Below are 18,143 nucleotides of genomic sequence, written 5' to 3'. Positions count from 1 at the left end.
CGAGATGAACCAACCCAATGACCGCCTTGAAGGCACGCCGCTGATTGCGCCGTCTTCGACCGATCACCCGCTGCACGAGGCGATTGTCGAGGCGTGTCGCTCGGTCTATGACCCTGAGATTCCGGTGAATATCTACGAACTTGGCCTCATCTACACCATTGATATCAATGAGGAAAACGAGGTCAAAATCGTGATGTCCCTCACCGCGCCGGGCTGCCCGGTGGCTGGTGAAATGCCCGGATGGGTGGCGGATGCGGTTGAGCCGCTGCCGGGCGTCAAACATGTCGATGTCGACCTGACCTGGGAACCGCCCTGGGGAATGGAGATGATGTCAGACGAGGCGCGCCTCGAACTGGGGTTCATGTAAATTTCGACAGACCGGGCGCGATGCCAACAAAACAGGGCCCCCACATCCGTGGGAGGCCCTTTTTTCATGCCCTCACAGGCGGCGCAAAACCCACATCAACATCCGCCGCCGCCGTTGTTTGCGTTTGCGGATTTGGTCTGCGTCTTGCATTTTTGCAAACAGCATTTGTTCCTGCGCATAGATGCTGTTCATTTCCAGTGATTTATATGGGTGTTTCATAACATTTCCTTTCACGCTGTCCCCAATCTGACAGAGACCGCGCGCCATTGTCAGACCCCAAGACCGCAGCTATGCTTTCATTTATGAAAATCACCGATTGGACAGATTTCGGATTGTTCGCGGCTGTGGCCCGCTCAGGCTCCCTTGCCGGGGCGGCGCGCGAAAGCGGGCTGAGCCAGGCGACCCTGTCGCGGCGCATGACCGCGCTGGAACAACGCACGGGACGGCGGTTGTTTGTGCACGGGTCAAGTGGTTATACCCCGACCGCCGAAGGGCGCGCCCTGCTGGACCGCGCCAAGAAAATGGAAGCCGCCGCCCGTGACATCGCCCACTGGTCCGCCGCACAGTCCGGCCCACCCCGCGTGCGGGTGTCTGCCGGGACATGGACCTCTGAGCGGCTGGCGCGCACGTTGACTGACTACTGGTCGCCCGACGCGCCCTGGATGCCGGAATTTGTCAGCTGTAACCGCGATCTGGATATCGAGCGGCGCGAGGTCGATATCGGCGTGCGCAATCGCCGTCCCACCCATCCCTGGCTGGCCGGTCGGCGCACCGGCACAGTCGAACACGCCGCCTACGCGGTCGCTGACAGCGTCACTGGCTGGATCGGGCCCAGCGATGACACCGCCACCCTGCCGTCCGAGGCCTGGACCGTGGCCCATCACGGGGATGATATGGTCGCGGTATCAAACGAACCCACCATCCGCCTCGCCCTTGCCCGCAGCGGTGTGGGCCGGGTGGTTTTGCCAACCTTTGCAGGGGATTGCGTGCCGGACCTCATCCGGGTCAGCGACGTGATTGATGCCCTTACCTCCGAAGAATGGCTGGTCTGCCATCAGGACACCCGGCACGACCCGGCGATCCGCGCCGCCCTTGATGCCCTCGCCCTTGGCCTGCGTCACCCGCGCCCCTTGCGCGCGACCGACCCAGACCTTACCTTGGGCGCAGGATAACAACAGGCCACATTCCATGTTCTCGATCCCCGGCAAACAGGCCGTCAGCATCACCGACCGCGCCGCCGCGCATATCTTTCGCCTGATGGAGAAAGAGGGCCATTCCGGCCTGCGCATCGGCGTGAAAAAGGGCGGCTGTGCGGGCATGGAATACACGATGGAATATGTCGACGCTCCCGACCCCAATGACGAGGTGGTCGAACAGGACGGCGCGCGCATCCTGATCGCGCCGATGGCGCAGATGTTTCTGTTTGGCACCGAGATCGATTATGAAACCTCGCTGCTGGAATCCGGGTTCAAGTTCAACAACCCCAATGTGTCTGACGCCTGTGGCTGTGGTGAATCCATCAGCTTCAAGGATGTCGAGGCCCTCAGCGCCGAGCGCAACGCCTGACATGGCCCTTTCGGCGGAAGAAATCGCCTTTGCCGTCGATCTGTTTTCCGATGTTGGCCCCGTCACCACCCGCAAGATGTTTGGCGGTCTGGGCCTCTATCTGGACGGCGCCATCTTTGCGGTGATGATGAGCGACGGGCGCATCATGCTTAAAGGTCAGGGCGAGATGCAGGCGCGTTTTGACGCCATGGGGATGGAGCGCTGGACCTATCAGCGCGACGGCAAGCCGCCCGCCTCGATGCCCTACTGGGCGCTGCCCGACAGCGCGCTGGATGATGCAAGCGAGGCGGTTGATCTGGCCCGCGCGGCGATTTCCCATTTGTGAGGTTGGTCGCGGTTGCATGGGTGCCGTCCCTGACCCCATCGACCATCAGCCGCGTAACGCAGCCCTAGCGCAGGTACAGCCGCAATGCTAAGCCGCGCGGGACGTTTGAAAAATGGGAGCGGACAGATGCGGCGATCACTGGCAGCGGGCAACTGGAAAATGAACGGCAATGCCGAACTGATGGAGGAACTCTCCACTCTCGCCGCGGCTCAGCCCGACGCAGGTCCCGACATCCTGATCTGCCCCCCCGCCACGCTGTTGTCCCAGGCGGTGGAGGTCACCCAAAACAGCCCCGTCCGCATCGGCGGTCAGGATTGCCACGCCGCACCCAAGGGCGCGCATACAGGCGACATCTCGGCCCAGATGGTCAAGGACACCGGGGCCAGTGCCGTGATCGTGGGCCACTCGGAACGACGCGCGGACCATCACGAGGCAGACAGCGATATCCGCGCCAAGGTCGAGGCCGCCTGGGCTGCAGACCTGTTGGCGATCCTGTGCATCGGCGAAAGCGAGGATGAGCGCATGGGCCCCGACACACTCGACATCATCGCCGCCCAATTGGACGCCTCCATGCCCGATGGGGCAACAGGCGAGACGCTGGTGATTGCCTATGAACCGATCTGGGCCATCGGCACGGGCCGCGTGCCGACGCTCGAACAGATCATCGAAACCCACGACATGATCCGCGACCGGCTTGTGGCCCGCTTCGGCGCCGAGGGCGACAAGATCCGCATCCTCTATGGCGGTTCGGTCAAACCCACCAATGCCGCCGAAATCTTCACCGCCCAAAACGTAGACGGCGCGCTGGTCGGCGGTGCCTCCCTCAAGGCGGCAGACTTCCAACCCATCATCGACGCCCTGGCCAAAGCCTAGATCACACCTTCACTTGGCCCGAAAAACTCCGGGGGGTGAGGCCGCAAGGCCGAGGGGGGCAGCGCCCCCCTTCCCCGCCCGCCGCAGGCGAAATCACCTCACAATGATCTCCGGCCCCATCATCAGCGTCGGCAACCACGTTGAGATGATCGGGATATAGGTCACCATGATCAGGAAGACGAAGAGCACGGCGGTGAACGGCAGCGCTGCGCGCACCACCGACATCATCGGCATGTTGGCGACCCCCGAGGTCACAAACAGGTTCAGACCCACCGGCGGCGTGATCATCCCAATCTCCATGTTCACCACCATGATGATGCCCAGATGGATCGGATCGATCCCCAACTCGATGGCGATGGGGAACACAAGGGGTGCTACGATGACCAGCAGGCCCGACGGCTCCATGAACTGCCCGCCAATCAGCAGAATGACGTTCACAATGATCAGGAAGGTGATCGGGCCAAAGCCCACATCGGTCATGATGCCCACGATCTTCTGCGGGATCTGCTCATCCGTCAGCACGTGTTTCAGGATCAGCGCGTTGGCGATGATGAACATCAGGGTCACGGTCAGCTTGCCCGCATCAAACAGCGCGTTCTTGGTGTCGCGGTGGAAAAACGCGGTCACCAGCGCCCAGGGTTTGGTAAACAGCGAATGGTTCGCTTCACCGTCCGGCGTCTTGAGCGGACCCATGTCGCGATAGACAAAGACCGAGATCAGGAACGCATAGACCGCCGCCACCGCCGCCGCTTCGGTCGGGGTAAAGATGCCGCCATAGATGCCGCCCAGAATGATTACGATCAGGAACAGACCGCCCGAGGCCGCAAGCCCCGATTTCCAGACTTCGCCCCAGCCAAGCCAGTCGCCCTTGGGCAGATTGCGCACGCGGGCGATGATGTAGATTGTGATCATCAGCATGGTGCCCGCAAGCAGGCCCGGGATCACACCGGCCAGGAACATCCGCCCCACGGACACGTCCGTGGCCGAGGCATAGACCACCATCACAATCGACGGCGGGATCAGGATACCAAGGGTCCCTGCGTTGGCGATGACCCCTGCCGCGAAATCCTTGGTATAGCCGACCTGCCGCATGCCCGCGATCACGATGGAGCCGATGGCCACAACCGTGGCCGGACTGGACCCCGACAGGGCCGCAAACATCATACAGGCCACAACGCCCGCGATGGCGAGCCCACCCGGATAATGCCCGACAAGCGCGATCGAAAAGCGGATGATCCGCCGCGCCACCCCGCCCGTCGACATGAAGGTCGAGGCCAGAATAAAGAACGGGATCGCAAGCAGCGTGTAGTGTCCGGCCATCGCCTGAAACAGGGTCTGTGCGATCGAGGCCAGCGACGTGTCGCTGAGCACCAGCAGGAACAGGATCGACGACATGCCTAGCGAGACGGCAATCGGCACACCGATCAGCATCAGCCCAATGACGAGGGCGAAAAGAATTGCAACTTCCATGGTTTATGCGCCTTCGTTCATGTGTTTGACGGCCTCGACCTCGTCTTCGGCCTCGTGGCTGACGATCATGCTGGTTGCCTCGCCCTTGAAGATGCGGATGGCGGCCTGAATGACCCGGAAGAGCAACAGAGCCATGCCAAATGGCAACGCGGCGTAAGGGATGAAGCGGGGCATTTTCTCGTACGCCTCACCCTCGTTCATGATCGGCTCGATCCAGCGCAACGACTCGAGCATCGGCACTTCAAGCACCTCGTACCAGGCCTGATCACGGGTCGGCGTAAAGCCGGTGGGGAACCAGCGCCCCGAGGTCACATCAAAGCCCGCAAAAGGCGCCCAGTAATCCCAAGCCCCTTTCATCAGAAGCATCGCATAAAAGACAAAGATCGCCGCCGCCACCAACGCAATGATGCGACGCACGGGCGGGGAAAACAGGTTGATGACCGCGTCCACACCCAGATGTGCCGTCACCTTGACCGCATAGGAGGCGCCGAACAGCACGAGCCAGGCAAAGAGAAAGCTCACCGCCTCAAGCCCCCATGTAAGGCCTGTCTTGTAGCCATAACGCAGCACGACATTGATGAAGGTCAGGATCGTCATCGAGGCGAGGATCAGCGCGATGGCCGTTTCCTCGATCTCGTTCACGATGCGGCCAAGGGCCGTTTTGGGCTGATAATGTGATGACATGGGGCTCCCCTCCCATAGTGCCGCGCGGGTTGGCGGCACGCGGACCCGGCCCCCGCAACAGGGGCCGGGCATTGGTTCAGATCACGCCGTGATCTAAAAACCGGCGTTGATCGCCTGGGCTGCGTCGATGTTGTCCTGGCCGACATCGTCCACGAATTGCGACCAGACAGGTTTCATCGCATCGACCCAGATCTGGCGGGTGTCGGCGTCCAGCGCGCGCACTTCGCCGCCTGCTTCGATGATCGAGGCTTTGGCCGCTTCGTTCACGTTGGAGGATTCCGCGTTACGTGCAACGGTGACTTCCTCAAGAATTGTGGCCAGTTGGTCACGCACGGCTGGATCAAGGCTGTCCCACCAGTCAGTGGAGGTCACAACCATATAGTCGATGATGCCGTGGTTGGTCTCTGTGATGCCGTCCTGCACCTCAAAGAACTTTTGGCCCCAGATGTTGGACCATGTGTTTTCCTGACCGTCCACAACGCCGGTTTGCAGCGCGCCGTAAACTTCGGAGAAGGCCATCGGCTGTGGGCTGACGCCGATCGCTTCCATCTGCGCCTTGATCACGTCAGAGGGCTGCACGCGGAACTTGAGGCCAGCGGCATCCGTGGGCAGGTTCAGCGGCTTGTTGGCCGACATCTGCTTCATCCCATTGTGCCAGAATTCGAGGCCCAGCAGACCGCGACGGGTCATCGACGCTTTCATCGCCTCGCCGGATTCCGATTTCTGGAACGCATCGACCGCTGCGATGTTCTTGAACATGAAAGGCAGATCGAAGATGCGGAACACTTTGGTGAACTGCTCGAACTTGGACAGGGACGGTGCGGCCATCTGCACGTCGCCCTGCAGCAGCGCCTCAAGGACCTGGTCATCGTTATAAAGCGTCGACTGCGGGAACACTTCCATGCAGGCGGTGCCGTTCATCTCGTCGTTCACACGCTGTTGCAGCAGTGAGGCGGCGATGCCCTTGGGGTGTTTGTCGGTGTTGGTCACGTGGCTGAACTTGATGACGATTTCGCCATCGTCGCAAGCGGCGGCAACAGCGCCCGCGCTTACAGTCAGGGCCAATGCCGTTGCGGCAGCGGTCATGAGTTTCATTAGGGTCTCCTCCCAGAGATTATGGTTGGCAGTTCCGCGCCGCACATGATCTGCGCGGCGTCACGGTCATTTGATCAAGTTTTGGACGGGATGCAAAACGCGCAATTTTAACCAAGAGTTGTGGATCATGGTATTGTTGTTTTACAGTGCGTTACAGATTATTCTTGATGTGTTTTGGATTAAACTCGACACGGGATGAGCGAAATTTCGCACGGCCTTTCGCACCCATGTGCGGAAATCCGCACAGTTTAGCGCCGATAGTCTTCAGCCCGAATCCCGTGCCGCGCGAGCTTGTCGTAAAACGTCTTGCGCGGCAGTTTGAGCGCCTGTGCCGCCGCACTGGCATGGCCGTTCTGCCGCCCCAGTGCCGCAATCAGGAGCGAGCGTTCCACCCGCGCCATCTGATCCGCCAGCCCCATGTCCGCAGCCTTGGCGCTGTCTTCGGGCATGCCCAGCACAAAGCGCATCGCCGCACTCATCAGCGAACGCGCATTTCCGGGCCAGTCCTGCGCCATCAGGCCCGCCATGTGATCCGGACCGATTTCGGGCGGCTGAAGCCCGGCCTGCTCGGCGGCTTGCGCCACGTAGTGACGAAACAGCACCGGAATATCCTCGGGCCGTTCGCTGAGTGAGGGAATGCGCACCGGCATCACCTCGAGCCGGTAGTAGAGATCGCCGTTCAGCGCGCCCTCTTCCACTGCGGCACGCAGATCGCGCGTGCTGCCCGCCAGCAACCGGGTGGCACGCCCGGTTTCGAGCACTTCCAGCAGGGTCAACTGGCTGGCAGCCGGCAATTGCGAGACCTCGTCGAGGAACAGGCTGCCCCCAGCTGCGGCCTCAAGCGCCTCGCCCAGGCCTTCGGGCCCCAGATCGGCGGCGGCGCGTTTCACAAAGGGTGCCTTGGAGCGCAATGAGCTGAGGTGGATCACCTCGGCCACCTTGGAGATGCCGGTGCCGGGCGCGCCGGTGATCAGCACTTCGGTTTCGAGCGTAGCGACCCGGCGCACGCGCGCGCGCAGGCTCTCGGCCTGTTCGGATTGACCAAAGAGCATCCGCGCCGCCGGATCGCCGCTTTCCACCAGATCGCGCAGGCGGCGGTTTTCCAGCACCAGCGCGCGGGTCTTGAGCGCGCGTTCAAGAACGGCCAGCAAGTCACGGGGCGCGCAGGGTTTTTCCAGAAACCCAAAGGCCCCGTCGCGCATCGCCTGCACGGCCATCGGAATGTCGCCCTCGCCTGTGAGCAGGATCACCGGCAGGTCCTCGTCCACGCGGCGGGCATGGGCGAGCAGGTGAAAGCCGTCGCGCCCGGGCATACGGATGTCGGACAGGATCACGCCGTCAAATTGCGCGGTGATGTGATCCTTGGCCACCACGAACGACCCTGCGGTGACAGGATCGAGGTCGGCCAGCTCCAGCGTCTGCGCCAGTGCTTCGCGCACCGCCGCGTCGTCATCCACGACCAGAACCCGCGCGCTCATGCTGCCGCCTCTTGTGTCCACGGGGTGAGGGCCACGACAAATTCCGCGCCCACATCGCCGTTGCGGCCCTGAATGTCGCCGCCAAAGCTTTGCACGATGCCATACGAGATCGACAGGCCCAGCCCCATCCCTTCGGAAGCGCCGACCTCTTTGGTGGAGTAAAACGGATCAAAGATCTGGTCGGGCGCCGCAATGCCCGGCCCTGTGTCGCTGATCGTAACGACGGGGCCGTCAAACGTAATGGTCAGCACGCGCGCCTCGCCCCCCGCCATGGCGTCGACCGCGTTGCTGATCAGGTTTACAAACACCTGGCCCAGCCGCACTTCACCCCCGGACACCCAGATGGGCGTGTCCGGGGGGGCAAAGTCCAGCGTCACATCCTCGCGCCGCATCCGGGGAGTGGTGAGTTCCACCGCACTTTGCAGCACATCGACCAGATCGACGCGCACCGCTGGTTCGCTTTCCTGTCGGGCAAAGGCACGCAGGTTCTTGATGATGCGCCCCATACGCCGCGCCATGTCCGAAATCCGGCCCAGATTGTCGCGGGCGCGCGCCGGTTTGTCCCGTTCAAGGAAGGAAACGGCGTTTTCGGCAAAGGTCTGGATCGCCATCAGCGGCTGGTTCAACTCGTGCGCCAGCCCGGCACTCATCTGCCCCAGCGCGCTCAGCTTGCCTGCGCGCACCAGATCGGCCTGCGCCTGTTTGAGGGCGGTCTGGGCTTCTTCGCGCTCGATCGCCTCGTGGCGCAATTCGGTGTTGGAGGCCAGCAGCGCCGCGGTGCGTTCGGCCACCCGTGCCTCAAGCTGGGCATTGGCCTCGCTGAGCGTGCGCCGCCGCTCGGTCGCGAGAAACAAGAGCGCCCCGAAGGCAAGGCACAGCCCCGCCACCGCCGCTGCCTGCAAGGTCGCCAAACGGCGCGCCGGGGCCACATCCACAAGTGCTTCGCCAAACATGCCGATCACCGGCAAGGGGCGGACCAGATGCAGCGCGTTTTGCGGCAGATACGGCCCCCAGCCCATTTGCCAGACCTCGTGCCGGCCCAGCATATAGCTGTCAAAGGGCAGCGCAGGCCCGTCGCGCGGCATGAGGCCCGGCGCGTCCTCGGGGCGTTCCCAGAACACGATTTCGGAACGGTTGGTGATGAACACCTGATCTGCCGCGTTGGTGAAAAACACCGCCGGGTTCGAGCCGACCCAATCGAGTTCAATGGCTGCAAGGTCGGCGGTGACGACGACGGCCCCCAACACTTTGGAATTGCTGTCAAACACCGGGGCCGCATAGGCAAAGATGCGATCCCCGTCCGGGGTCTGCCCGTTGCCCCAACCCAGCGCGCCCTGTGCGGCGCGGCGCACCAGCGGGCCAATCTCGATTCCCGCCTGTTCGGGGCTGGCCCGGACCAGCACTGCGCCTGCGGCATCGGTCAGCAGAATATCCTCGGCGGCGGATTTGTCGGCGATCTCAAGCAGCAGCGCCTCGACATCCCCGACGGGCGTGCCCGCCAGCATCGCCCCGACCTGCGGGTGATCGGCCACCAGCACCGCCAATTCGCGGTACCGCTGCAACTGCCCCGTCAGCCGGTCGCTGGCCAGTGCCAGATCCGACCGCCCCTGCCGCGCCAGTTGGTCCAGCGCCTGAAAGTAGCCATAGCGCCAGACGCCTGCCGCTGCGGCCGCGACAATTGCGACAAAACCCAGCACTACGACGGTGCGTCTGAGATAGCCATCCACCATGGATCGCACTCTATGCCTGCGCCTCCCCCCTTGCCAAGCAGATGCGCGCCTGAGACATCTACTCTATGCTGATCCAGTCGCCCCATGACCCCGCCTTCGTTCAGGACCCTTATGGCGTCTATGACCGCGCCCGCCGCGACGGGCCGGTGCTGTTCTGGCAAGAGTACGGGATGCTCGCGGCCTTTGATCACGCCACGGTCCACGCGCTGCTGCGCGACAAGCGGCTGGGCCGGGCGGTGCCAGAGGCACAGCGAAAGCCGGTGCCTGATCACCTGACGGCTTTCAGCGCGGTGGAGCGGCATTCGCTGCTGGAGTTGGAACCACCTGAACACACCCGTCTGCGCCGCCTTGTGCTGCATGCCTTTACTTCGCGCCGGATCGCGGGGCTTGCGCCTGATATCCACGCGATCTGCGCCGATCTGCTGGCTGATCTTTCGACAGGTGAATTCGACCTGATCCCGAGCTTTTGCCAGCTTGTTCCCGTGCGCGTCATCACGCGCCTGCTGGGCGTGCCCGAAGAGATGGGGCCGGACCTCTTGCGCTGGTCCTCGGCGATGGTGGCGATGTATCAAGCTGGTCGCGACCGGGCGGTGGAAGAGGCGGCAAACAGGGCCGCAAGTGAATTCACCGCCTTTCTGCATGGCTATATCGAAGAGCGTCGTTCAGACCCGCGCGATGATCTGATCAGCGAGTTGATCGCCGCGCAGGACGGCGCGCAACGGCTCAGTGCAGACGAGATGATCGGCACCATCATTCTGCTGCTCAATGCCGGGCACGAGGCGACGGTGCACAGCCTTGGCAATGCGGTGAAATGCGTGATCGAAACGGGCACGACAGATGCGCTCGGGCCTGCACAAATCGACGGCACGGTCGAGGAATTGCTGCGCTTTACCCCGCCCCTGCACATGTTCACGCGCTATGCTTATGCGCGGGTCGAGGTCGGCGGCCATGTACTGGAGCCGGGGGACGAGATTGCGCTGATGCTGGGGGCGGCGGGTCGCGACGGGGCGGTGTTTGAAGACCCGCACCAATTTGATCCCAACCGCAAGAAACCCGCGCATCTGGCCTTTGGCGGGGGTTTGCATTTTTGCGTCGGCGCGCCGCTTGCCCGTCTGGAAATGCAGATCGCCCTGCCTGCACTTTTTGCCCGTGCGCCGGGCTTGCGGATCACGAAAACCCCCGCGTTTTCAGACAGCTACCACTTCCACAAACTCGACCAACTGATGGTGTTACAGACGTGAGTCGGGACCGGGTCAAGGATGGCCAAAGGCCACCGCCGCAGGCGGCTTGTCCTTGACGCGGGCGCGACTCGCCTCACCCTTGATCAGGTCTGTCTAAGACGCAAAGCGCCTCAGACGACCTCTCAGCAAAACATCCTCAACACATCATCGCGCGCAACGCCCGCAGCAAAGCGTCGCGGCGCAGATTTCAGACCAAAACAACGCGCGGTAGCGCACAATCAGGTCACGTCTCCAGCGGGAGCATCGTGGTGGATTTGATCTCTTCCATCGACAAAAGGGCAGTCACATTGAACACCCGTACTTCTGAAATCAGAGCCTGATAAAACGCATCATAGGCGCGCGCATTCTTGACCCGCACTTTGAGGATATAATCGATTTCACCGGCCAGCCGGTGCGCCTCCTGCACTTCGGCGCGGTCGCGCAAGGCTTTGAGGAACCTGGCCTGCCAATCGGCCTCGTGCTCCGAGGTGCGGATGAGGACAAAGAAACAGGCTTCGAACCCCAACGCGTCGGCATCCAGAAACACGGTCTGCTGGCCAATGATTCCGGCATCTTTCATCTTGCGAATGCGATTCCACACGGGCGTCTTGGACGACCCCACAGCCTTGGCAATTTCGTCCAGCGACTGGCTGGCATCACGCTGCATCTCGGCCAGAATTTTGCGATCCACCTCATCTATGCGAACGGCCATCCCATTCCCTCCTGTTTTGCTGAACGGGTGTTCCACCTTTGCACAAAGATAGAACAATCATCCTTATCTACCGCGCTCAGTGGCAACAAACCAGAACAATGTTCTATATTGGGAACAAGAAACAGCCACCCGAGGGCAAGGACATGAACCACTTTCCGATCTTTCTGAACACCGCCGGGCGGCGGATTGTGCTGTCGGGTGGCGGCGATGCGGCCCTGGCCAAGCTGCGCCTGTTGCTGAAGACCACCGCCAACCTCACCGTGTTCGCCCCCGCCCCCGCACCTGAAATCGAAAGCTGGGCCGAGGCTGGCAAGCTGACCCTGGTCCGCCGCGCGATGGAGCCGGGGGATGCGATGTGCGCTGCCCTGTTCTATGCCGCCGACGAGGACGACATTGAAGACAAGCGCACCGCCGCCATCGCCCATGCGGACGGCGCGCTGGTCAATATCGTCGACAACCTTGCCGACAGCCAGTTCATCACACCCGCCATCGTGGATCGTGACCCGGTCACCATCGCCATCGGCACCGAAGGGGCCGCGCCCGTTCTGGCCCGCGCCATCAAGGCCGACCTTGAAGAAAAACTCGCACCGTCGCTGGGCACGCTCGCTGCCATCGGCAAAGCCTTCCGTAAGGCCGCAGACGCCCTGCCCTTTGGCCGCGCGCGCCGTGATTTCTGGCGGGATTATTATTTTAACGCTGGCCCCAAGGCGATCACCGAGGGCGTCGAGGCGGTGCAACCCGCATTGGACGCGCTGCTGGCCGATCACCTGATGAAAGACGCCCGCAAGGGCCACGTCGCCTTTGTCGGCGCAGGTCCGGGCGATCCCGAACTGTTGACCCTCAAGGCCCGCAAGGCGCTCGATGAGGCGGATGTGGTGATCTATGACCGGCTGATCTCCCCCGAAATCCTCGAACTGGCCCGCCGCGAGGCCACCATGATCGATGTGGGCAAAGAGGCCTTTGGCCCCTCCACCCCCCAGGAGGTCATCAATGATCTGATTGTGGAGCACGGGGCAAAGGGCGCGCAGGTCGTGCGCCTGAAATCCGGCGATGCCACCGTCTTTGGCCGTCTGGACGAAGAAATCGATGCGGTGACCGAAGCGGCCCTCGACTGGCACATCGTGCCCGGTATCACCTCGGCCTCTGCCGCTGTTGCCTCGATCGGCCAGTCGCTGACCAAACGCGGTCGCAACACATCCGTGCGTTTCCTGACGGGGCACGACATGAAGGGCTTCGCCGCCCATGACTGGGCGAGCCTCGCCAAGGAAGGCGAAGTTGCCGCCATCTACATGGGCAAGAAATCTGCCCGTTTCATTCAAGGGCGTCTGTTGATGCACGGCATTGATCCGGCCACCCCCGTCACCGTGATCGAAAACGCATCCCGCGCCGATCAGCGGGTGCTGTCCACCACCGTGGCCGAGATGGAACCGACAATCACCGATGCAGGCCTCAGCGGCCCGGCCCTCACCTTCATCGGGCTCGCCCCGCGCAATGCGTTTGCCGCCCTTCCCGACCTTTCCATCCCGCAACATGCGCAGGAGGCCCGTTAAAATGCCCAAAGCTTTTACCCCCAAGGTCGTCACCGCCAATCACCTTCTCGCGGGCGACGTGATCTATCAGACCGCCACCGGCTGGACCCGCGAACTGCGCGAGGCCGAAGTGCTGACCGACGAGGCCGATGCTGACCTGCGCCTGATCGAGGCGAGCCAGCAGGTGGACGACGTTGTTGGCGCGTATCTGGCAGATGTCGCCGTCGTAGACGGCCTGCCCACCCCCACCCATTTCCGCGAAACCTTTCGCGCAACCGGACCTTCCAACTATGCCCTTGGCAAGCAAGTGGACCTTGCGACAGGCAACTATGAGGACGCGAACTGATGTACAGCTATTCCGAATTCGACACCGCCTTTCTGGCGTCCCGCAACGCCCAGTTCCGTGCCCAGGTCGAACGCCGCATCTCGGGTGCGCTGACCGAGGACGAGTTCAAGCCCCTGCGCCTGATGAACGGCCTCTATCTGCAGCTGCACGCCTATATGCTGCGGGTTGCGATCCCCTATGGCACGCTGAACTCTGCCAAGATGCGCAAGCTCGCCGATCTGGCCGAGCGCTGGGACAAGGGCTATGGCCACTTCACTACGCGTCAGAACATCCAGTACAACTGGCCTGAGTTGAAAGACGTGCCTGACATGCTGGACGCGCTGGCCGAGGTTAGCATGCACGCCATCCAGACATCTGGCAACACGATCCGCAACGTGACCGCAGACCACTTTGCCGGGGCCGCGGCGGATGAAATCGCCGATCCGCGTCCCGTGGCCGAGCTGCTGCGTCAGTGGTCGACCGACCACCCTGAATTCCAGTTCATGCCGCGCAAGTTCAAGATCGCCATCACCGGCTCGCCCAATGACCGTGCCGTGACCAAGGCCCACGATATCGGGCTGCGGATGCTGGAACGTGACGGGCAGCGTGGCTTTGAGGTCATCGTTGGTGGCGGTCTGGGCCGTACCCCGATGATCGGCAAGGTCATCAACGACTTCCTGCCCGAAGCCGACCTGCTGCCTTACCTTGAGGCCATCGTATCGGTCTGGAACCAGATCGGGCGCCGCGACAACAAGTACAAGGCGCGCATCAAGATCACCGTGCACGAGCATGGTATCGACGAAATCCGTCGTCTGGTCGAAGAGCGGTTCGAGCAGACCCGCAAGACCTTCTCGGGCGTGGATCAGCAGATGCTGCGCGAGATCGAAGCGCATTTTGCCGCCCCCGATTTTCGCGAGGGTGACACCAGCGCCTATGACAATGCACGCCAGCATTACCCTGCCTTCCGCAGTTGGTCTGACACCAACCTGACCAAGCACAAGCACCCCGACCACGCGATTGTCACCATCAGCCTCAAGGCCCATGGTGCGACGCCCGGGGATGCCTCGGCCGCACAAATGCGTCTGATCGCCGGACTGGCCGAACGTTATGGCTATGATGAAATCCGCATCAGCCACGAGCAGAACGTGATCCTGCCCCATGTGCACAAGGCCGACCTGCCCTCGATCTATTCCGCGCTGCAGGCCGAAGGGTTGGGCACCGCCAACGTGGGCCTGATCAGCGATATCATCGCCTGCCCCGGCATGGACTATTGCGCGCTGGCCACGGCCCGTTCGATCCCGATTGCACAGGAAATCGCCACCGCCTTTGACGATCTCAAGCGCGAGCATGATATCGGCCAGCTCAAGATCAAGATCTCGGGCTGCATCAACGCCTGTGGTCACCACCATGTGGGCCATATCGGGATCCTGGGTCTCGACCGGGCTGGTGTGGAGAACTACCAGATCACGCTGGGCGGCGATCACACCGAGACGGCCGCTGTCGGCGACCGGGTTGGCCCCGGCTTCTCCGCGGACGAGATCGTGCCAGCGGTCGAGCGGATCGTGGACACCTACCTTGATCTGCGCATCAGTGCGGACGAGGCGTTCATCGACACCTACAAGCGCACCGGCATGGCGCCGTTCAAAGCCGCGCTCTACCCCGAAGCCAAGGTGGCAGCAGAGTAAGCCCCATGGTTCACTTGGCCAATAAAACTCTGCCCGCTGGGCCCGCCCGCCCCGAGGCCGACGTGATGGTCGGCGCGCTCAACGCGCGTCTGACCCATCACGGCGCCACGGACGTGCTGCGCGCCGCTTTCGAGGCCGTGCCGGACATTGCGCTGGTGTCCAGTTTTGGCGCGGAATCGGTGGTGCTGCTGCACCTTGCGGCGATGGTGAAACGGGATGTCCCCGTGATCTTTATCGACACCGAGATGCTGTTTGCCGAGACGCTGGTCTACCAGCAAGAGGTGGCCGAACGGCTGCGGTTGAGCAATCTGACGATCATCCGCGCTGAGGATCTGGCGCAGCGTGATCCGGGCAATGTCCTGCACAAGTCCGACACGGATGCGTGCTGTGCTTTGCGCAAGACGCGCCCCTTGCAGACCGCCCTTGCCCCCTATTCAGGCTGGATCACCGGGCGCAAACGCTACCAGTCCGGCAGCCGCGCGGCCCTCGAATTCTTCGAGGTCGAGGTCGGCACAGGTCGGATCAAGGTCAACCCGCTGGCCCGCTGGGCGCCAGAGGACATCACTGAATACATGGACGAAAACCGCCTGCCGCGCCATCCGCTGGTGGCACAGGGCTATCCCTCCATCGGTTGCGCGCCCTGCACCTCGCCGGTGGCACCGGGCGAAGACCCCCGCGCCGGGCGCTGGCGTCAACAGGACAAAGACGAATGTGGCATCCATTTTGTGAACGGCAAGATGGTGCGCGTAGGAGCAGAGACATGACAATTATCGTGACAGATCAGGGCTTTGGCCCGGACACTTGGGATCGCGGCTACACCCCTCTGGGCGAAGCGGCCAATGACGCGGTGGCGCTGGATGTGCCCAGCGATGCCGATCCCGACACCATCCCGCTGAATGCGGATATCATCCGTGTGGATTTCCCCAGCTTTGCGGACGGGCGTGGATTCACCATTGCGCGCATGTTGCGTTTGCGTGGATTTCAGGGGCGTCTGCGCGCGCAGGGCCACGTGATCTCTGATCAATATGCGATGGCGCGCCGGTCCGGCTTTGACGAGGTCGAAATCAGCCAGTCCCTCGCCGCCCGCCAGCCCGAGGATCAATGGAAATTCCGCGCCGATTGGCAGGACCATGACTATCAGGCGCGTCTGCGGGGGGCCTCGAACCACTAGGCGCTGCGGCAAACCCACACCGCCATTCTCATGACATGGATCAAGGCACGCGACGATGCGCCGCCTTATCCCTCACCCAAAAATCACCTTCTAAATGGAGCAGTGCAGGTGTAAACCCGCGCTGACACTGACATGACCGAGCAAACACCCGTGAACCAAGCGACCGCCCAAAAGGCCATCCCGACCCTGCCCGACGCCCAGACCGTGACGGAGGTGCAGCACTATACCGACCGTCTGTTCTCCTTCCGTGTGACGCGCCCCGCGTCTTTGCGCTTTCGCTCGGGCGAGTTTGTGATGATCGGACTGATGGGTGATCCGCACCCTGAAACCGGCAAGGTCAAACCGCTGCTGCGCGCCTATTCCATCGCCTCACCGTCCTGGGATGAAGAGCTGGAGTTTTACTCGATCAAGGTGCCCGACGGTCCGCTGACCTCGCGCCTGCAGCATATCAAACCGGGGGATGAGATCATCCTGCGCCCCAAACCCGTGGGCACGCTGGTCCATGACGCCCTTCTGCCCGGAAAACGGCTGTGGTTCTTTGCCACCGGCACCGGCTTTGCCCCCTTTGCGAGCCTTCTGCGCGAGCCGCAGACCTATGAGGATTACGACGAGATCATCATCACCCATACCTGCCGCGAAGTGGGCGAGCTGACCTATGGCCGCGACCTGATCGAGAGCCTCAAGCATGACGAATTGCTGAACGAGGTGATCGGCGAAGGGTTCTGGAAAAAGATCAAATACTACCCCACCACCACCCGTGAAGAGAGCCCCAAGATGGGCCGCATCACCGACCTGATGAAATCGGGCGAGGCCTTTGCCGATCTCGGGGTCGCGCCGCTGAACCCGGAAACGGATCGCGCGATGATCTGCGGCAACCTCGCCTTCAACCTCGAACTGAAAGACATGTTCGAAGAGTATGGGCTGGAAGAAGGCGCCAATTCCAAACCGGCCCATTACGTGGTCGAAAAGGCGTTTCTCGATTAAACCCGGTTGGGCGGAGGACACCTCCGCCTTACTTGCCACCCCGTAGGACGGAGATGTCCTCCGCCCAGGGCGCAAGCGTTGACCCTGCCACCGTGATGCGATGCATCAGACGCGCATGCCCGGCATAGTCGGCGGTGGCATAGTGCTGCACCAACCTGTTGTCCCAGAGCACAACCATGCCCGGCCGCCACGCAACCCGGCAGGTCAGGATCGGTTGCGTACAGACTGCATAGAGATGCGCAAGCAACGGCGCGCTGTCGGCCACGCTCCACCCATCGAAATGCGTGGTGAAATCACCGTTCACATAAAGCGCTGCCGCCCCCGTTACCGGGTGGCGGATGACCACTGGTTGGCGCACGCCCCCATGATAGGCGTCCGGGTCCTGGTTCATCTCAAGCGCGCTGCCCGCAAAGCTGGCATCGGAATGCCACGCCCACATCGCCCCCAGCATCTCGCGCAGACCGGGTGAAAGCACCTGCAGGGCCGCCGACTGCGAGGCGAAATGCGTGTCCCCGCCAAAGGGCGGCAATTCCCGCGCGGACAGGATCGAAATGGCCGCAGGTTCGGCATCATAGGAATGATCGGTGTGCCAGGTGCCCCCGATCACAACGCCCTGATCGGGTTTGGTGCGGACCTCGGCGATGTGGGGATGGTCGGGAACAGGGGTGAAAAACCGGTTGATCACGATGTCACCAAGGGCGCGCGCAAGGTGCGTGTGGGCCTCGGGTGTCAGGTGCTGATCCGGCAGGCAGATCACGCCATGCTCGAACAAAGCGCCCGTGACGACATCCAGCGTCTGCGCATCAAGCTCTTGCAGGCTGCCGCCGCTCAGGCGCGCGCCGCAATGCCCCGCCAATTTGGTGAGCGTCCAGTTCTGCATCCTCTGCCCCCGCGATTGGTGCCTCAAAAACCGTGGCATGGCGCCCATC

General features: G+C 62.4%; 20 protein-coding genes. 12 read left to right on the top strand and 8 right to left on the bottom strand.

Annotation, left to right across the window (positions count from 1 at the left end):
• The first annotated feature begins 4 nt into the window (after positions 1-4).
• Entirely contained in the window at positions 5-367 is a 363-nt protein-coding gene (locus tag Q1A89_RS17050) for an SUF system Fe-S cluster assembly protein (protein WP_299731066.1), read from the top strand.
• Between the two features lie 72 nt (positions 368-439).
• Here Q1A89_RS17050 and Q1A89_RS17045 read toward each other — a convergent pair whose 3' ends face one another.
• The gene (locus Q1A89_RS17045) at positions 440-634 is read right to left on the bottom strand and encodes a hypothetical protein (protein ID WP_299731063.1); all 195 of its coding nucleotides are present in this window, start codon (positions 632-634) and stop codon (positions 440-442) included.
• A gap of 35 nt (positions 635-669) precedes the next feature.
• Here Q1A89_RS17045 and Q1A89_RS17040 point away from each other — a divergent pair, with 35 nt between their 5' ends.
• The 4 genes from Q1A89_RS17040 (at position 670) to tpiA (ending at position 3,131) form a co-directional block, all read left to right on the top strand.
• Positions 670-1,539: a LysR family transcriptional regulator gene (locus Q1A89_RS17040; RefSeq protein ID WP_299731060.1), complete on the top strand. Its 870-nt coding sequence runs from the start codon at positions 670-672 to the stop codon at positions 1,537-1,539.
• A gap of 16 nt (positions 1,540-1,555) precedes the next feature.
• On the top strand, positions 1,556-1,933 hold the full coding sequence (locus Q1A89_RS17035; RefSeq protein WP_299731057.1) for an iron-sulfur cluster assembly accessory protein: 378 nt from the start codon (positions 1,556-1,558) through the stop codon (positions 1,931-1,933).
• Position 1,934: 1 nt separating this feature from the next.
• Positions 1,935-2,258 (top strand): TfoX/Sxy family protein, encoded by a 324-nt coding sequence (locus Q1A89_RS17030; RefSeq protein ID WP_299731054.1) that lies wholly within the window; start codon positions 1,935-1,937, stop codon positions 2,256-2,258.
• 126 nt (positions 2,259-2,384) lie between these two features.
• A complete protein-coding gene (gene tpiA, locus Q1A89_RS17025) occupies positions 2,385-3,131 on the top strand; it encodes a triose-phosphate isomerase (protein WP_299731051.1) in 747 nt (248 codons plus the stop codon).
• A 93-nt stretch (positions 3,132-3,224) separates the two neighbouring features.
• Here the strand turns inward: tpiA and Q1A89_RS17020 are convergent, their stop codons facing one another.
• From Q1A89_RS17020 to Q1A89_RS17000, 5 genes are all read right to left on the bottom strand, one after another.
• The gene (locus tag Q1A89_RS17020) at positions 3,225-4,601 is read right to left on the bottom strand and encodes a TRAP transporter large permease (RefSeq protein WP_299731048.1); all 1,377 of its coding nucleotides are present in this window, start codon (positions 4,599-4,601) and stop codon (positions 3,225-3,227) included.
• A 3-nt stretch (positions 4,602-4,604) separates the two neighbouring features.
• A complete protein-coding gene (locus tag Q1A89_RS17015) occupies positions 4,605-5,285 on the bottom strand; it encodes a TRAP transporter small permease (RefSeq protein ID WP_299731045.1) in 681 nt (226 codons plus the stop codon).
• A 93-nt stretch (positions 5,286-5,378) separates the two neighbouring features.
• Positions 5,379-6,380, bottom strand: coding sequence for a DctP family TRAP transporter solute-binding subunit (locus Q1A89_RS17010; RefSeq protein ID WP_299731042.1), 1,002 nt, complete (start codon positions 6,378-6,380; stop codon positions 5,379-5,381).
• 248 nt (positions 6,381-6,628) lie between these two features.
• Positions 6,629-7,858 (bottom strand): sigma-54 dependent transcriptional regulator, encoded by a 1,230-nt coding sequence (locus Q1A89_RS17005; protein WP_299731039.1) that lies wholly within the window; start codon positions 7,856-7,858, stop codon positions 6,629-6,631.
• Entirely contained in the window at positions 7,855-9,588 is a 1,734-nt protein-coding gene (locus Q1A89_RS17000; protein ID WP_299731036.1) for an ATP-binding protein, read from the bottom strand. The genes Q1A89_RS17005 and Q1A89_RS17000 overlap by 4 nt, the downstream gene beginning before the upstream one ends.
• Positions 9,589-9,653: 65 nt before the next feature.
• Between Q1A89_RS17000 and Q1A89_RS16995 the strand changes: the two genes are divergently transcribed.
• Entirely contained in the window at positions 9,654-10,829 is a 1,176-nt protein-coding gene (locus Q1A89_RS16995; protein WP_299731033.1) for a cytochrome P450, read from the top strand.
• Positions 10,830-11,052: 223 nt separating this feature from the next.
• Here Q1A89_RS16995 and Q1A89_RS16990 read toward each other — a convergent pair whose 3' ends face one another.
• A complete protein-coding gene (locus tag Q1A89_RS16990) occupies positions 11,053-11,520 on the bottom strand; it encodes an Lrp/AsnC family transcriptional regulator (protein WP_299731030.1) in 468 nt (155 codons plus the stop codon).
• 143 nt (positions 11,521-11,663) lie between these two features.
• Here Q1A89_RS16990 and cysG point away from each other — a divergent pair, with 143 nt between their 5' ends.
• From cysG to Q1A89_RS16960, 6 genes are all read left to right on the top strand, one after another.
• Positions 11,664-13,070: a siroheme synthase CysG gene (gene cysG / locus Q1A89_RS16985; protein ID WP_299731954.1), complete on the top strand. Its 1,407-nt coding sequence runs from the start codon at positions 11,664-11,666 to the stop codon at positions 13,068-13,070.
• 1 nt (position 13,071) lies between these two features.
• On the top strand, positions 13,072-13,395 hold the full coding sequence (locus Q1A89_RS16980) for a DUF2849 domain-containing protein (RefSeq protein WP_299731027.1): 324 nt from the start codon (positions 13,072-13,074) through the stop codon (positions 13,393-13,395).
• Entirely contained in the window at positions 13,395-15,059 is a 1,665-nt protein-coding gene (locus Q1A89_RS16975) for a nitrite/sulfite reductase (protein WP_299731024.1), read from the top strand. The genes Q1A89_RS16980 and Q1A89_RS16975 overlap by 1 nt, the downstream gene beginning before the upstream one ends.
• 65 nt (positions 15,060-15,124) lie before the next feature.
• Entirely contained in the window at positions 15,125-15,823 is a 699-nt protein-coding gene (locus tag Q1A89_RS16970) for a phosphoadenylyl-sulfate reductase (RefSeq protein ID WP_299731951.1), read from the top strand.
• Positions 15,820-16,230 carry a DUF934 domain-containing protein gene (locus Q1A89_RS16965; protein ID WP_299731021.1) on the top strand — a complete coding sequence of 137 codons (411 nt, stop codon included), beginning with the start codon at positions 15,820-15,822 and terminating at the stop codon, positions 16,228-16,230. Before Q1A89_RS16970 ends, Q1A89_RS16965 begins: the two co-directional genes overlap by 4 nt.
• 132 nt (positions 16,231-16,362) lie before the next feature.
• On the top strand, positions 16,363-17,214 hold the full coding sequence (locus Q1A89_RS16960; protein WP_299731018.1) for a ferredoxin--NADP reductase: 852 nt from the start codon (positions 16,363-16,365) through the stop codon (positions 17,212-17,214).
• A 28-nt stretch (positions 17,215-17,242) separates the two neighbouring features.
• Here Q1A89_RS16960 and Q1A89_RS16955 read toward each other — a convergent pair whose 3' ends face one another.
• Positions 17,243-18,094 carry a TauD/TfdA family dioxygenase gene (locus Q1A89_RS16955; protein ID WP_299731016.1) on the bottom strand — a complete coding sequence of 284 codons (852 nt, stop codon included), beginning with the start codon at positions 18,092-18,094 and terminating at the stop codon, positions 17,243-17,245.
• Positions 18,095-18,143: the final 49 nt, after the last annotated feature.

The sequence above is a fragment of the uncultured Tateyamaria sp. genome (genome assembly GCF_947503045.1).
GTDB lineage: Bacteria > Pseudomonadota > Alphaproteobacteria > Rhodobacterales > Rhodobacteraceae > Tateyamaria.
This window is presented reverse-complemented; position numbering and strand designations above follow the sequence as displayed.